This window comes from Pseudoalteromonas sp. QJM3NY_22 (assembly GCF_056173065.1).
The window spans coordinates 996,241-1,012,233 of sequence record NZ_JBWBTZ010000002.1 but is presented as its reverse complement, the minus strand read 5'-3'; the positions used below and the strand labels follow the sequence as shown (position 1 = coordinate 1,012,233).

Genomic DNA, 15,993 nt, shown 5'->3' with positions numbered 1-15,993 from the left:
AGAATGGTAATTAAGACGGGTGTCTTGATTATAGATTATTCATTACGGGAGATGAACCGCCCATTGCACTTCCTGCCAATAAAAAGCGCATGATGGTTGGTATGGGCGCTGGAGGTTAGAGACCTCCGGCTACCCGATTAGGTGTTACCACGCTCCGCTGTCAAGGATGAGCTTCTATCCAACTTCTCGAAGTCAAATTTAGCCTTGGATACTACAAATAAGTCACACTGAACAACAGCCGCATCATTTAAATTAAAAAGAACATAATTACGCCCTTTAGTTAAAGAGCTTTTATAAATAATCCCGTCATACCCTTTCGATTTAATAAACTCTGATATTATTTGCGTCGGCACATATTCTGACTTGAAATCAGATCCCGTTACAGGCCAAGAAAAAGCAATATCCATCGCAGCCCACACAGCGTCAATTCTCTGATTAATAGAAGGTTCGCCGAAGAAGAAATATGGGTACTGTTCAGCATCAGCCGTCTCCGAAAAATCAATCAACTTCACATCCTTTGTCAAATGCAATTGGGCAATTGTTAAGGTTAATCCAGGCCAAGGTCTCACTTCGTGTATCGCAGTTTCCGCATCTGCTGCTACATATAAACAAGGAATCCCTTTTGAGTTCGCCCTCCCCTCAGAGGCGTTATTGGTCAATGGCTTCATTCGTTCGAATGGGAAAGGAATACGCTTATCAACATGGAACTCTTGCTCTACATTATCAGAAGCCTTCTCCTCACCACATCCAGTTTGTGCGCGCCACACCACAGAACCAACTTTTAAGGTTTTAACCCTGTCACTACAAGTGTCATTAATTGAATTTAGAAATTCACTCGACTCATTATCTAAAATGTAGCGCAGCTTAGAGCACGCTTTTTCAGAAAAGTCAGAATAGCTTAACCAAGATTTGAAGCTCATTCATACTCCTTAGTTTGTAGTAACACATAACATTTTAGTATTTATGCGACACGGAGTTTGTGTTGCAGTGTCGCTTATCGGACTGAGGCGCCACCTGCTCGGTGTTGTTTATGCTATGAACTTTACATTTAAAGAAAGGCTTTTTGTGACATCAACTACATTAAGCCTATTTAATCGGCGCGCCTGTCGTATCTGAGCTGTCCCTGCATTGTTCAGTGTTTATTATGTTGTTATTACACCTAAATTTTGTTTGATAAGCAACTAGGTTATTTAAACACACAGCCGCTACTAGCCTGAACAATTAAGCAGGTTAGCTCATTGAATGTTTGGTTATCGCTTAAGATCATAGTGCTGGGTAGCTCAACATGATCGTACTTTGTTTATTAAGTAACGATTACTCTAAAACATCTACTACGAGTCACCTTTGCCTGCGCTGCGTGTTTCACCACGATAAACTTAGGTTATTACTAAATTACTCTGTTGCGCACCGCTAATATGAAACACGGTTAATTTGCTTTTAAAAGGTTTGCCTTGAATGATTTTTACACTAGCGGGCATGTTTACATCACGTTAGTATGGAACTTTATTAAGTTACAAAACGATAATTACATGACTTTAAAAACAAACGCATTAATTTATTTTTTAGCCTTTTGCAGTGGTTTTTGCATTATGGGGATTGAGCTTTTAGGAGGGCGAATACTTGCGCCTTTTTTTGGGAGCAGTGTACATATTTGGGGCAGCATAATAACGGTGTTTATGCTCAGCTTATCATTTGGTTATTTACTTGGCGGTAAGCTAAGTACTAAAAATGCATCGCTTACTAAATATGGTTTAATATTTTTAGTCGCCAGCATTATGGTGGTGCCTATTACGTTATTTTCGCAGCCAATAATGGAGTTTATATTCACGCATATTGAAGATAGCCGTTATGGTTCGCTGTTAGCTTCAACTGCATTATTTTTTATTCCAACCGTTATTTTAGGTATGATTTCGCCCTACTCAGTACGTTTATTGGTAACCGATAGCGATAAAAGTGGTCAAGTAGCGGGGCGTTTATACTTTGTAAGTACGCTTGGCAGTGCGCTGGGTACTATTATCACCTCTTTTTACTTTGTGCTCGCGTTTGACGTAAATACAATTATTGGCGCTTTTGCTTTAACGCTTGGGTCACTTGGTTTAGTGGCTATTGTTGTTAATAGCTTGGTGAATAACAAGGAGCTTGCTCATGCTTAAATATTTACTACTGCCGTTAATCGTGTTTTCGGGGGTTGCGTTTAGTAAGGTTATTCATGAAGAGCGCTCGCTTTATCGCAATATTATTGTTGAAGACACTAGCGACTTACGTTGTCTTAAATTTAATACTAAAAGTAGCCAAACAAGCCAAAGCTGCATGTACAAAAATGACCCTGACAAACTTGTTTTTAACTACACTAAACTTACTTTTGCCAGCCTTTTAGTAGCCGATAACCCTAAAAATGTACTTATTATAGGATTAGGTGGCGGTACGCTTTCTAATGTTATTCATGAACTATACCCCACAGCAAAAATTCATAATGTTGAAATAGATCCCGCTGTAACTAAAGTTGCACGCGATTACTTTAACTTTATAGAAAACGACTTAGTGACATCAAGCGTGCAAGATGGCCGTATTTTTATAAAACGCGCCGCTATTAAAAAGCAAATGTACGATTGGATAATTTTAGATGCCTTTAACGGCGACTATATTCCGGAGCATTTACTCACTAAAGAGTTTTTTGAAGAGGTACAAAGCGTATTGGCCGAAGGTGGTGTTATAGCTGCAAATACATTTTCAAGTAGTAAGCTTTATGAGCATGAGTCGGCAACTTACCACGCTGTATTTGGCGACTTTATAAATGTAAGCCGTGAAAATCGTAGTAACCGTATTATTTTAGCGGGACTTAAAGCGCCGCCAACTAACGAGCATATAAAGGCACAGGTTAAAATACTTGAGCCTCGCTTGGCAAAATACGGCATTGATATAAAAGCAATTAGCGAATTTATGCATTTTACAAAAGACGGTCAAGATTGGCCTGCTGATACGAAAGTGCTTACCGACCAATATTCTCCCGCTAATTTACTTAATTTTTAAGGTGCTTTTATAAAGCGCTAAGTAATAGATAAGTTACTTGAGCGCGAAATAAATTCGCACCTACAAGTTCGGCTTTTATTTATGTAGGTGAGGTTTTATACCTCGCTTATATTTTTATTTGCAGGCAAGCGCGAAGTAAATTCGCACCTACAAGTTCGGCGTTTATTTATGTAGGTGGGGTTTTATACCTCGCTTATATTTTTATTTGCAGGCAAACGCGAAGTAAATTCGCACCTACAAGTTCGGCGTTTATTTATGTAGGTGGGGTTTTATACCTCGCTTATATTTTTATTTGCAGGCAAACGCGAAGTAAATTCGCACCTACAAGTTCGGCTTTTATTTAGGTAGGTGAGGTTTTATACCTCGCTTATATTTTTATTTGCAGGCAAGCGCGAAGTAAATTCGCACCTACAAGTTCGGCGTTTATTTAGGTAGGTGAGGTTTTATGCCTCGCTTATATTTTTATTTGCAGGCAAACGCGATGTGAAATCGCACCTACAAGTTCGGCGTTTATTTATGTAGGTGAGGTTTTATACCTCGCTTATATTTTTATTTGCAGGCAAGCGCGAAGTAAATTCGCACCTACAAGTTCGGCGTTTATTTAGGTAGGTGAGGTTTTATACCTCGCTTATATTTTTATTTGCAGGCAAGCGCGAAGTAAATTCGCACCTACAAGTTCGGCGTTTATTTATGTAGGTGGGGTTTTATACCTCGCTTATATTTTTATTTGCAGGCAAACGCGAAGTAAATTCGCACCTACAAATTCGGCGTTTATTTTGAGACACCTCGCTTTATGCCTTACTGCACATCTTTAATCCATTTTTAACTAATATATTTACGTTGTTTATTAAGTAGTGATATTATAGTTAGCCTGCTAACTAATTAAGTGCGCTATGGTTAAAAACATTCCATTTTATGAAACTCTTGATTTAACACTTTGCGGCAATATGGGCCGTGTGCATCGCTTATGCCGTGAAGCGGTAACTATTGCTGTTGAGCCTTTAGGGTTAACACAGTCGCGCTGGACTGCCTTAATGCATATAAATATGCTCAAAGAGGGCGTTACCCAGTTAGCGCTGGCACAGAGCTTAGGCATAGAGATGCCGTCGCTTACGCGCACGCTCAAACAGTTAGAAGAGCAATCGCTGATTGTGCGCCGCGTAGATGAGCACGATAAACGCAGTAAAAAGCTTTATTTTACCGAGCAAGGTCGCAGCATTTTACACACCTTAAATGAGCGAATAACAGATATTAAAGCGCAGTTATATAATGGTTTTAGTCATGCACAATTAGATGCAATGGCATACGGCTTGATAAAAATGGAAGAAAACGCACTCAATTGCATTAAATCTCAAACAAAGGCTAAAAATGACACCTGATCAAAAATTTGCCCGCTATGTAAGACTCTCCCTCATTGGGTTTGTTTTAGTGTTTATTTACTATTTAATGGCTGATATTTTTTTACCTGTAACGCCTCAAGCGCGCGTGTATCATCCTGTTGTGCAAATATCGCCACAAATAAGTGGCCGAGTAACTAGTGTATTAGTAAGTAATAACAAACCTGTGAAAGCAGGCGATATTTTGTTTCATATTGACCAAGGACCTTACAACTTAGCGTACGAACAAGCCAAGCTGGCACTTGACGATGCTAAATTACAAAACAAACGACTCGATACAAATGTAAAAGCGCTTGAGGCGCAAATAAGTGCTGCAAAAGCTAAACAACATGAGCAAAAATTATTAAAAAGCCGAGGCGAAAAGCTCTACAAACAAAGCTCCATATCAGAGCAAGAGCTTGAAAGCATTCGTGCTAATTATCAAGCAAGCAAAGCAAATGTAGCAGCGTATGAGGCGCAATTATCGGAAGCTATTTTAGCCCGTGGCGAGTCAGGTGATAAAAACTTAGCAATGCGCCATGCTGCAAATCAGTTAGCGCAAGCTGAGTTGAATTTATCGTATACGCAAGTGCGTGCATTGAGTGATGGCATAGTTGCTAACTTACAATTGCTTGATGGTGCATATGCCGTTGCAGGTAAACCGTTATTAGCGATTGTGGCTAAAAAATCCGACTTAGTTGCCGATTTTAGAGAAAAATCACTTCTGCACATGAAGCGCGGTAGCCTAGCAAAAGTCGTTTTTGATAGTCGCCCTGGAGAGGTTTATGACGCGACACTTGAGGCGTTTGAGGCCGGTGTAAGCAATGGTCAGTTAAGTGCCAATGGTTTGCTCAGTACTACAGAGATCAGTAACCGCTGGGTGCGCGATGCGCAGCGACAACGTATTCATCTAAAATTAGTTAACAACCAAAATTTAATTGAAAATATGCCAAGTGGTGCACGTGCTACAGTGCAATTATTGCCAGAGTCAACTATTGGGCAGTGGTTTGGCGCAGCGCAAATTAGGTTTATTAGTTGGTTACACTACATTTATTAATGGAGAGGGTATGACTCAAGTTGTTAGCCAAGGACCACAATTAGATTCTAATGGCCTTCGCCAAGCACTGCGTATAGCCGGCGGATGTACTATCGGTTTTGCCATTAGTAAGTTAATGAACTGGCCAAACGGCATATTTTTTACTGTTTATCCTATGTTGTTACTCGGTATGGTGCCTACATTAAGCCGAGGTGTTATCAATCAATTTATAGCGTCGGCGGCTTTTAGTGCATTTGTAGTACTTGTAATACAGGGGCTATTTTCTCATTTGCCTGTCGTTATGACGCTACTTGTATTTGGCATATTTTGTTTTTTATTTCATAAAATGAGTAGCGGTAGCGCCTTTTTATTTGGTGCTTTAGGCGTGGTTAGCCTTTCAATTCAACTGCATTTTTCGAGCTATGTTGATCAAGGCAGTAGTATTTATCCGCTGATTTTAAGTAACGGTTTGGCTATCCTACTAACTGTGATTATTGCCGCGATAATGCATGGGGTGTTTCCTGATGTAACCGCAAGGCCCAGTCGAGTAATGCCAGCTAAACCTAAAGAAAGCATTCGCCATGAGGTGCTACTTTGCGCCAGTGTGGCAACGCTTTCGTTTGTGGCTTTTCAGGTGCTTGATTTACAAGATTCAATTTCAGCACAAGCGGTCTCAGTACTTATTTTATTTTCATTGTGTTGGAAAGCTGCAGGTATGGCAGGCTGGCAACGTGCAATTGGTACATTGATTGGTTGCAATGCAGCGCTGTTATCACAGTTGTTTTTGTACAACCATAGCGATTTTTTACTTTTTCCGGTTGCTATATTGTGGATTTTATCCTTTGTGTTTGCACGGTTTCACATTTTAGGCGGCGGTATTCCTGGTATCGGGTTTGGTGTATTAACCACATTTGGTATTTTATTTGGGCAGTCGTTGGGCCCAGGACAAGACTTAATTTACAGTGCGTTGTATCGATTTAGTTCGGTATCGGTGGCGATTATTTTAAGCTTGTGCGCTGTATATGTTATGCATCATTTACTTAATCGCTTTAGTGCAACGCGCCATCATACCTTTGATTAAATAAATTTTAATTATTAAGCCATTTTAAAAACTGCGTTTTTACACGCCAGCAAGTGCGCGTCTACCAGTTAACAAGGTTGCACGTTTTGTAGACGTAGAGCTTGCTCACGTGAGAAGCAAGGCTTCTGATTATTAAGTTATTTTAAGAACTGCGTTTTTGCACGCCAGCAAGCTGCGCGTCTACCAGTTAACAAGGTTGCACGTTTTGTAGACGTAGAGCTTGCTCACGTGAGAAGCAAGGCTTCTAATTATTAAGTTATTTTAAAAACTGCGTTTTTATACGCCAGCAAGCTGCGCGCCTAGCAGTTAAATTTTCACACTGCCACGCAATGCTTTGTTCTGGCCGTGCTTGGTTTTTTTATCCATGCGTTTGCGCTGAGAATTTCTACTTGGCTTGGTGGCTCTTCGAGCTTTGTTCACCACGGTTGCACTCAAAATAAGATCTTTTAAACGCTTAAGTGCATCATCTCTGTTCAATTCTTGGGTCCGGTGGCTTTGGGCTTTAATTATTAAAACGCCATCTTTAGTGATTCTAGAATCTTTTAAAGCGAGTAAGCGTTCTTTGTAAAAGTCAGGTAATTTAGAGCGATTAATGTCAAAACGTAAGTGTATAGCACTTGCTACTTTGTTAACATTTTGACCACCGGCACCTTGAGAGCGAATAGCTGTAAGCTCTAGTTCCCACTCATCAATTGTGACTGTATTTGAAATTGTTAACATTGTGTTCAGCTCTCGTTGTCAAAAATGCATTATATCATTTGTACATTGACTTAGGGTGAATCAACTAAAATCGTAGTACTTTAGGTCAACTCCCATGAATTGTACTGTAAAATTCGCCAATACATTATTATGTATTGGCATATGCAATTATTTAGTTTCTAATTGCACAGCCCTATCTATTTAGGGCTTCATATAATAATAGCTCCACAATAATAGGAAATGCCTGCATGAAAAAAATACTCGTATCACTTAGTTTGTTAGCAATGAGCTTCTCTGGTGTTGCAAAAGATATCACTGAAGGTGATTTACAAAGCTACATGAAAGCACTACCAGCGGTAACAAGTTGGGCGAGCGCTCAAGATTCTCTAAAAGGGCTGGACCTAGGAAGCATGTTAGGTGCGTCGGCTGACCAAACAACATCAGAGCAAGGCTCGCTAGCTAACAGCGCGCTTAGCATGATTAAAGAGCAAGACTTATACAAAAGTTTTGAAGGCGTAACAAGTCGTTACGGTTTTACTCCAGAGCAGTTAATTACTGTCGGTTCTGAAGTGTCTATGGCTTACATCGAAAACCTTAAATCTGGCTTATCTACTGAAAATAAAGAAACAGCAGATAAACTAATGGGTGGTTTTCAAAGTATGAAAAGTGTTAAAGACAAAGGCGCTAGCTCGCTAATGGGCTCATTAGGTAACGCATCAAGTGCCGCTAAATCAAGTGAGCCAGTCGTTAGCGAAAGTAACCTTGAGCTTGTGAGCGAGTACATGCCACAACTTAAAAAGCTTTTTGCACTTCTATAAGTTTTTGTTTTATAAAAAGGTGGCTTTTGCCACCTTTTTTAATGCCTAAAATAATTTATAAACAGATGCATAAAGTTTATTTACTTCTACAATTTAATTATCTGTATTTTTAGGTGTAATGTATGAAGCAATGGCATGTGGTTATTGGTTTATTCTTTATTTTTACTGCGTATTTTTCGGTATCCACGTACGCAAAATCAACTCAAGCTTTTAGTGCTGGAGTTATTGCTCAGGAGCAAATATTTCCAATAAAAGTATTGCAGCTTGGTAATTATGCGCGTTGTGCTGTTGTTTCTGCACAAAAAGAAGATGCATTTTATTCTGCTTGTTATATAAAAAAACAGTCTCAATCCAATTGGATTGCAGAATCGGCGGGTGCACGCTGCGAAATAAGGTGTATAACGCATCTTGACAAAAAAGGCCTCTCACAAACGACATACTTTACAGCTCAATAATACTAATTTTAATTAATATATGAGTATTTTAAGCGCCAAATAACTCATTAGTTTAAGGTTATTTGTATAAGTCGCTCCAGGATTTTTTTATTGGTGTAGAGCCTTCGTTTATTTGCCGACTAGTTAAAGCGCTACATGCGCTCTGTGGTTGCTCAATATGTGGGCCTGAGAGTAATAAAAAATATTTTTTACCATTAATATTTCTGTTGATAGTGAACAGTGGGAAATCAGCTTTTATCAATTGAGGTTTTATTGTTTTTTTAGAGGTATACGCGGCATATTGACAATAATAGAGCTCTTTCGTATCACTTTTTTGCTCTCCCCATACGTGCATTAGTTGCCAATCTGTAGATGTATAACGTCTAGCGTCAACCATAAAGCTGCCATGTAATGCAGGCGTTGAGTAGACATGGTTAATTGTTGTTTGCGCGTCTTGGGCGTTTGCATAAGGGCCTGTTACTAAATAGTAACTGTTGCGGCTTTGATGTTTATATAATTTTAAAGGATGCGCTTTTGAGTCAATCTCTTTTGCTACTATTACTGCCGATTCAAATTTTTTAAATACACCAAGCTGAACAAAATAAGATTTTTCTGATGGCTTATCAACTAACTCTATTGAGTCTATTGTATTGTTTTTAGGTTGCAGAACGATATCTTTTAGAATAATAGTATCACCTGTTTTTGAGGTAACAACGCGCTCTGGTAAGTTTTTAGTAACGAGGCTTTTTATATTTAATGTATTTGCTTCAACTTCAATTTTGTAGTTTCCTTGATTCACATTAGAAAAATAATAATACCCGTCGTACTCGGTAGTTGTTGTGTATTCTTTGTCGCCATTAATTTGCTTTAAAAAAACGGTTACGCCTGAAACAGGTTTACTTTTATCGTTATTTTCAAAATAAACAGTCCCTTCTACTTCATTAAAAATAACCATTGGTACATCAACTTTAGTCTGACCTCCTCGGTGAGCGTAGGTTTTTATTTTTCCAAGTACAGGTTGCAAATATGGATTAGGTAAAGTGCGTAAATCGACCTCTAAAATTTGCCCGCCGTGACTACTTGGCAGTAGCGCTTTACCTGTATTGTTGGTGAATTTATTTCGCCATAAATAATTACCGGTAAAGCGAACGTCTTCTAATGCTTCATCACCTTGATCAAATACTCGATTTTCGTTCCAGTCAATAAAAGCAGATGCTTCAAGCTGTCCGCCGCTAAGAGCTCGTGGGGTGTCAAATATCATATCTAACTCAAGATGATCAAAGCTAAATGTGCCGTTTAAACCTAATGACACGCGCCAATCACCACGACTATCGTATTGGCCTGAGACTTGAACATTAAAAATATCATAGCGATAAGTATACTGATGGCTTAGTTGCGCGGTCGCTGATGAATCAGGGTTATACGATAACTGGGTTTGGTTAAAGGTCTGTTGTGTTTGCGGCCAACGTAAATTACTACGCAGGCTAACAAGCTTTCCCCCATTTATAGGCAGCCAATCGAGTGTATTTGTCCACTTCCAAGAAGCGATATCAATAGATGAATAAAGTTGATTAGTTAATTCATCTTCTTGTTCATCATAAAAAAGGCGTCCAGCCCATGTACCACCAATGTGATTTTTATTGATACCTAATGAAAATGTATTGTTGTTTGATTTATTTTCACGATTTTCGTTAAGCCATTTCATATTCCAGTTTAAAGAGTCAAACGAATCAGAACGACCATTTAAACTAATTGATAATTTATTTTTAAGCACATTATTTTGTGGTAAAAACAATGCGCTCGAGAAATCATCTAAGGCGGTATATTCTAAATTGACGTTTACGTCGTTATAAAAATCATTAGAGAACAAGCCCCTAAAGCCTGCATAATAAGCGCTGCCAGCATTGAGTTGTTTGCTAGATAAAAATCGATAGCTGCCATGCTCCGTAAGTATATTTAATCCTGATGATATATAGCGAGAGCGCTCATCAGATGCTAGTTGAGTGATTTGTGCATCATAGGTTAAATTTTCACTTATCCCATATGAAACACTGGCTTTAAACGTGTCACTAAATGTATTTTGAGTATTTTGGTTGTTATCAAATACGCTTTTATCTGTTTCAATTAACTCAACTTGATAGCTTATTTTCCCTGGTGATAGAGCATCCTGCCCTATCGTGTATTTTTGAGTGCGTGTAATTTGCTCACCTTGGGGGCCAAAAAGCTTTATTTCAAAAATATTATTGCCATAAAATGTTTCTATATCGATAAACTTAACTAAATTATCGTCATTTGCTTGTGTGGTCGCTAAAAATTGCCCATTGCGATATAGCTCAGCTTGCCAACCGGGTAAAGCGGGTTCTTCAATGGTTATTGACGAAAAATTTTGTGCTGAGCGTGGATCGGCATTCGAGATATAAATACCTCTGCCTTGCCTTGAAGCTGTCGTCAGCTGATCTGATTGAGATTGAATATCACCCAATTGATAATGAATGCGAGCTAATGAATGATCTTGCTCGGTCAAACTAAAATCTTTGCTAATTTTAAAAAATGTATTGTCGCTATTTTCATTTTTGTTAAACCGAACTTCTGCTCTATGGTGAAATAAATCAAAATAGCTGTTGAGTCTAATTAAGCCTTTATAACGTGCTTGTTTAGATGTGGCAGTTGATGAAATTGTATACTCAGAAATTGGGTAGGTAAGTAGACGATATTGATCTTCTATAAAGTGATCATATTGTGGGGCAATAGCTTGCTTATGCGTGATTGACGTGTTTTTTTTATCATTTGTGGTGCTTAATAAATTACTCATAAAGGAGACTTGCATGAGTGAGTAATCAAATGTTGAGTCGGTTTCTAAAAGCGTATTAATAACGGATAAGTCTACGTAATGAGCGTAATCGTCTTTTGCCCAAAAAGATGCCGTTGGTGTTACCGACTGAGCTGCCAATAACGTTGTACTTAGTGCAAGCTTCGTTGAATCAACGGTTGCAGTTAAACTCCCTTCGGTAATACTAAAGTTAATCCCCATCGTTGATTTAAGAACACTGATTGGTAGTAACAGCTTATTTGATTGCGTGTAGTAAGCTTCTAAGTCGGATACCACTGAACGGCCATTTACTTTTACATTTACGATCACGAACGCCTCTTCATCAATAGTCCATTGATGAAGAGGCGTTAGCTCATTAGCGACTAATGTTTGAGGCACAATAACAATGAGCAACAAACTAATTAAAGCGCCATAACGCAATGCGTTTAGCTTAAACACGTGTTATTGAATATTAACGGGTATTGCTAACTCAATATTGCCACCATATTGGGGATTTTCTTTGTATTTAAGTGTAAGCGGACCGACAACGGGCTGTTGCAACGAAATATAGACTTTACGACGCGATAAAGGCGTATAAACGGCTACGTTTGTTACTTCCCCAACAGATAAGTTATTACTGTCTAGCAGTTCAAAATTACCATATAACGAACGATTTCCCGTTAGCGTTTGCCAAAACGTAACGGTTGGTCAACCATTTTGGCTAATTAGTTGCGGGTTGATTAGTTGCGAATCAGCTTCTAACTGCCCATGGCGCACAATTACCGGAACGCTGTAAGATATTTTAGGGCGTATGGTTATTCCTTCTGCATTAGGGGCTGGTGCTTCTGACGCAACTATTTTAAGTACCGCTCTGTATTCTCCTGCGGGTAATTCTGCTTTTTTTCGTATCGTCATTCTTATAGCTTGCATGCCTTTTGGCGCTATAGAACCACGGCGTGGAGAAAAACGTAACATGCCAGCAGCAGAACGACCCTCTACTTGCTTAGGTGTTGCATCTATTAGTGACCCTTCTTCGGTCATGTCTTTGTGCGTGATACTAAGTTTAAAGTCGAGGTTTTTATCAGATGTATTTCTGATCATTAATGAATTATTTTTAGTTCGTCCATCAAAATATAAACGATATTCAGATAGAGAAAGATTAGCACTGCAAATTTGAGGTAATAGAAGAGTCAGGCAAAGCGTTGCCCAGCGAAAAAATTTAAAACTCATGAGACAACTCAACAACATGATAAAGCAAAAATGTGGAGCATTAAGCTCCACACAATTTATATTATTAGTAGCCTAGGGCTATAATAATATAAGAAATAATATTACTGAAAAGATACATCGACAGTGTAGTCTACTTCATAAGCAGCGCCAGCAGTAAGATCGGCAGCTACTGTCATATCACCATAAACACCGATTACGATATCAGTTGCGCTTGCATCAGTTGTAAATGCAGAAGCAACAGTATCAGCCGTTGTTACAGTTGAAGTACCATCAGTGGCAGTCGTTACTGGAGCGAAAGTAAGGTTGGCACTTGTACTGCCTGATACAGTGATGTTCATTGCTGAATTTGGAGCCAAACCTGAAACAGTTACGCCACCTAATTGAATGTTTGAGTCTGAAGCATCACAATCGCCCGTTACTGCGCCAGCATTATCCATTGTACAAGTAGAACCTGTAGCTAAACGAATTTTACCAAAATGTACTTTGTTATTTTCTAAAAAAGTTGGTTCGCTCCAACCATTTACACTTGCTTGTAATGTTTCGCTAGATGCAAGTAAAGAAGTCGAAGTCATAGCGAGTAAAGCGGTTGCTGCAAAAATTTTTTTATTCATAATTTTTCCGTGTTTAAATAATTATTATTGTATTACGTCCTTGTTTAATCTCATTTTCTAAGAGCTCGTAATCCATTGGCGCCAATTTAAACACAGGAAGTGCATTTTTTAAATGCTTTATTAACAAATGCAACTTTAAGGATAATAAACAAGAAAAAATCATTAGCAATAAAAGTTGGTTAATTTATTTATGGTTGTTTTTAAAGCAAAAAAAGTATGTTTTTTTACAGATATAAGGCAAGAGGATTTCTTTTTGTTAATATATTGCTAGGTTATTTGCAATGATAAACTTAAGCCCACAACAATTTTGGGGCGTGAGTTTATTTAAGACATTTTACGAAGTGTAGTCAGCGGGGCTATACGTAAAATCCAATGTAAAAATGCCCATGGCCACGTTGGTATAAAGCTGTTGGCTTTTTCTTTATTTATAGCTGTTACAAGTGCTCTACAGCCTGTTTCAGTATCGACAATAAAGGGCACTGTTTTTACTTTTTCGTTTATTTCACTTCTAATAAAACCGGGGTGCACACAACTTACCTTTATTGGTGTATTTATTACGTCTATGCGAATGCCTTCGCTCAGTGATGTTATTGCAGCTTTGGTCGCTGCATATACCGTCATAGCGCGTCTAAAACCACGCACTGCACTAATTGACGAAATAGTCACTAAGTGCCCGTGGTTTTGCGCTCTAAAAATCTCCATTGCAGCTTCGGCCTGCGCCAGTGCTGCTACAAAGTTGGTCTCAGCGGTTTGTTTATTGGCAGTAAAATAGCCTGTACCAATAGATGCGCCCTTGCCCATTCCTGCATTTATAATGATGCGGTCAAGCCCGTTAAACTCTTCATTAAAGGCTTTAAACACGCAAAACACTTGCTCGTGGTTGTTTACATCAAGCACTTTGATGCTGACGGTAATGTTAGGATTTACTTGCTCAAGTTCGGCTTTTAACAGCTCTAATAATTCATATCGGCGAGCGCATAGAGCAAGGTTACAGCCTTTTTTAGCAAACTCTTGTGCCATGCCTTTTCCTAAGCCGGAACTTGCACCTGTTATTAGTATATTTTTGCGCATTATATTTGCTCCTTAGGTATAGGTAATTAATTTTTGTTGTGGGTATTGCTCTAAAAAGTGATGCTCGTTTAAGCTGCTTATACCTAATTTACGGCTTGATCCTCTGCCTCGCGCCACAACTTTAGTAACACCTGCGTTAACTAAACCCCAATTAATATCAATAAAGCGCTCAAGCTTTAATCCCATTAAATGACTGGTAATAATACTAATAGGCCCGCCTGACGTATAAATAATGACTTTTTTACCATCATGTTCTTTTGCTATTTTTTCAAGCGCACCCAATACTCGAGCACAAAAAGCATTAAAGCACTCTTTATAGAGCGTGCTGTCAGGATTAAGCATCCACTGCTCTATGGCGTTAATAAATACTGTTTTAAAATACTCCATTGGATCGACTTGCTTACTAAGCACGGCATGTACTTGGCTTGGAGTGGTAAGCTCAGGATTAGAAACCGCTAAAATATGCTCGTGGTCGTACTCATTTAAGCGCGCATCATTAATTACAGCGGACGTATTATTAAGTGAAGCTAAACTGAGTTCTGCGGTTTGATTGTGGCGCTGCATAGTGCCTGTAATTACTACATCGGGTATGAGTTGTTTTTGCGCTAAATACTCGCCCACTAATGTAGCTTGTTGTTGCCCTTTTACCGAAAGGTTATCGTAATCATCTGCGCCAAAGCTTGCCTGCCCATGGCGTACTAAATATAAAATACACATTAGGCGTTTCCTTGATTGTTAATGGCTTTTTTACAGCGCCATAAAAGGTAATGCACAAATACCCAAAAGTTTTTAAATGCGGGATTTGTTGTTTGCCCATGATGATAACGATAATAAATTTGCTGAACTATGCCTGCTAATCTAAACAAGCCATACACTTCGTAAAAAGTGAAATCGTCAACTGTAATATTCATTTTTTTACAGTAATAAGCCACAACTTCTTTTCGTGTCAGCATGCCTTTTAAATGTGTTGGTTGTCGGCGTGTAGCTTGCGCTAAAAAGTCATCCCCAGGCTCTACCCAATACGCGAGTGTGTTACCCAAATCCATTAATGGATCGCCAAGCGTGGCGAGTTCCCAATCTAAAATACCCCGCACTTTAGTGTAGTCGTTGACATCAAGCACAACGTTATCAAATCTAAAATCGTTATGAGTAATACAAATATGCTCAGTGGCAGGCATATTATTATGAAGCCACTTAATGATTTTTTTACCACTGGGGACATTCCATGTTTTTGCTTTGATAAAGCGCTCACTCCAACCGCTAATTTGGCGTTGTGTATACCCTTCGCCTTTACCTAAGTGACTTAAATTAGCGTGTTTGTAATCAACTTTGTGTAGTTCTACTAAGCAGTCGAGTACATTTTCGCAAAGTTGTTTTGTGCGCTCAGGTGTTGTAGTTAGTTCGCGCGGGAAATTTCTACGCGCAATAATGCCGGTTAGCTTTTCCATTACATAAAAGTCGGTGCCGAGTATGCGCTTATCTTCGCAAAATACTTTCATTGTTGGCACGTAGCTGTAAACCGGTTTTAGTGCTTGTTGTAGTTTAAACTCGCGGCTCATATTGTGAGCGCCTTTGGCTTTAGTGCCTTTTGGGGCACGGCGTAAAATAAGCGACTGCTCTGGGTAGTCAAGGCTGTAGGTCCAATTTGACGCGCCACCGGCATATTGCGTAACACTTGGCTCACCGCTTAAATTACTCATGTGCAGCTTAAGCCAGACATTTACTTTTTGTATATCGAGCTCTTCGCCTTGGCGCACGCTTTTGGCTTGATCTAATAATTGTGTGTTCATCGTTGGCC

The 15,993-nt window shown here is 39.0% G+C and carries 15 protein-coding genes; 7 read left to right on the top strand and 8 right to left on the bottom strand.

Going from position 1 to position 15,993, the window contains the following annotated elements:
* Positions 1-137: 137 nt before the first annotated feature.
* Positions 138-920: an RES family NAD+ phosphorylase gene (locus AC0VZ4_RS24855; RefSeq protein ID WP_475441947.1), complete on the bottom strand. Its 783-nt coding sequence runs from the start codon at positions 918-920 to the stop codon at positions 138-140.
* A 609-nt stretch (positions 921-1,529) separates the two neighbouring features.
* Between AC0VZ4_RS24855 and AC0VZ4_RS24850 the strand changes: the two genes are divergently transcribed.
* The 5 genes from AC0VZ4_RS24850 (at position 1,530) to AC0VZ4_RS24830 (ending at position 6,523) form a co-directional block, all read left to right on the top strand.
* Positions 1,530-2,153, top strand: coding sequence for a fused MFS/spermidine synthase (locus tag AC0VZ4_RS24850; protein ID WP_033015969.1), 624 nt, complete (start codon positions 1,530-1,532; stop codon positions 2,151-2,153).
* Positions 2,146-3,030 carry a spermidine synthase gene (locus AC0VZ4_RS24845; RefSeq protein WP_475441946.1) on the top strand — a complete coding sequence of 295 codons (885 nt, stop codon included), beginning with the start codon at positions 2,146-2,148 and terminating at the stop codon, positions 3,028-3,030. The genes AC0VZ4_RS24850 and AC0VZ4_RS24845 overlap by 8 nt, the downstream gene beginning before the upstream one ends.
* Positions 3,031-3,923: 893 nt before the next feature.
* Complete coding sequence (locus AC0VZ4_RS24840) at positions 3,924-4,409, top strand: MarR family transcriptional regulator (RefSeq protein ID WP_475441945.1); 486 nt, start codon at positions 3,924-3,926, stop codon at positions 4,407-4,409.
* Positions 4,399-5,463 carry an HlyD family secretion protein gene (locus AC0VZ4_RS24835; protein ID WP_475441944.1) on the top strand — a complete coding sequence of 355 codons (1,065 nt, stop codon included), beginning with the start codon at positions 4,399-4,401 and terminating at the stop codon, positions 5,461-5,463. The genes AC0VZ4_RS24840 and AC0VZ4_RS24835 overlap by 11 nt, the downstream gene beginning before the upstream one ends.
* A 10-nt stretch (positions 5,464-5,473) precedes the next feature.
* Positions 5,474-6,523, top strand: a complete 1,050-nt coding sequence (locus tag AC0VZ4_RS24830) for a DUF2955 domain-containing protein (protein WP_475441943.1) — start codon at positions 5,474-5,476, stop codon at positions 6,521-6,523.
* A 306-nt stretch (positions 6,524-6,829) separates the two neighbouring features.
* Here AC0VZ4_RS24830 and arfB read toward each other — a convergent pair whose 3' ends face one another.
* Positions 6,830-7,243 carry an alternative ribosome rescue aminoacyl-tRNA hydrolase ArfB gene (gene arfB, locus AC0VZ4_RS24825; protein ID WP_007376712.1) on the bottom strand — a complete coding sequence of 138 codons (414 nt, stop codon included), beginning with the start codon at positions 7,241-7,243 and terminating at the stop codon, positions 6,830-6,832.
* A gap of 227 nt (positions 7,244-7,470) precedes the next feature.
* Between arfB and AC0VZ4_RS24820 the strand changes: the two genes are divergently transcribed.
* A complete protein-coding gene (locus tag AC0VZ4_RS24820; protein ID WP_033040837.1) occupies positions 7,471-8,040 on the top strand; it encodes a hypothetical protein in 570 nt (189 codons plus the stop codon).
* 122 nt (positions 8,041-8,162) lie between these two features.
* Positions 8,163-8,495, top strand: coding sequence for a hypothetical protein (locus AC0VZ4_RS24815; RefSeq protein ID WP_033028627.1), 333 nt, complete (start codon positions 8,163-8,165; stop codon positions 8,493-8,495).
* 58 nt (positions 8,496-8,553) lie between these two features.
* Here AC0VZ4_RS24815 and AC0VZ4_RS24810 read toward each other — a convergent pair whose 3' ends face one another.
* The 6 genes from AC0VZ4_RS24810 to AC0VZ4_RS24785 all read right to left on the bottom strand — a co-directional run bounded on the left by AC0VZ4_RS24810 (position 8,554) and on the right by AC0VZ4_RS24785 (position 15,985).
* On the bottom strand, positions 8,554-11,742 hold the full coding sequence (locus AC0VZ4_RS24810; RefSeq protein WP_475441942.1) for an SdrD B-like domain-containing protein: 3,189 nt from the start codon (positions 11,740-11,742) through the stop codon (positions 8,554-8,556).
* A gap of 249 nt (positions 11,743-11,991) precedes the next feature.
* Positions 11,992-12,513, bottom strand: coding sequence for a fimbrial biogenesis chaperone (locus AC0VZ4_RS24805; RefSeq protein ID WP_475441941.1), 522 nt, complete (start codon positions 12,511-12,513; stop codon positions 11,992-11,994).
* Positions 12,514-12,614: 101 nt separating this feature from the next.
* Positions 12,615-13,124 (bottom strand): hypothetical protein, encoded by a 510-nt coding sequence (locus AC0VZ4_RS24800; RefSeq protein WP_033028630.1) that lies wholly within the window; start codon positions 13,122-13,124, stop codon positions 12,615-12,617.
* Positions 13,125-13,448: 324 nt separating this feature from the next.
* Complete coding sequence (locus tag AC0VZ4_RS24795) at positions 13,449-14,195, bottom strand: SDR family oxidoreductase (protein WP_007376705.1); 747 nt, start codon at positions 14,193-14,195, stop codon at positions 13,449-13,451.
* 12 nt (positions 14,196-14,207) lie between these two features.
* A complete protein-coding gene (locus AC0VZ4_RS24790) occupies positions 14,208-14,912 on the bottom strand; it encodes a histidine phosphatase family protein (RefSeq protein WP_475441940.1) in 705 nt (234 codons plus the stop codon).
* The gene (locus AC0VZ4_RS24785; protein WP_475441939.1) at positions 14,912-15,985 is read right to left on the bottom strand and encodes a phosphotransferase family protein; all 1,074 of its coding nucleotides are present in this window, start codon (positions 15,983-15,985) and stop codon (positions 14,912-14,914) included. The genes AC0VZ4_RS24790 and AC0VZ4_RS24785 overlap by 1 nt, the downstream gene beginning before the upstream one ends.
* Positions 15,986-15,993: the final 8 nt, after the last annotated feature.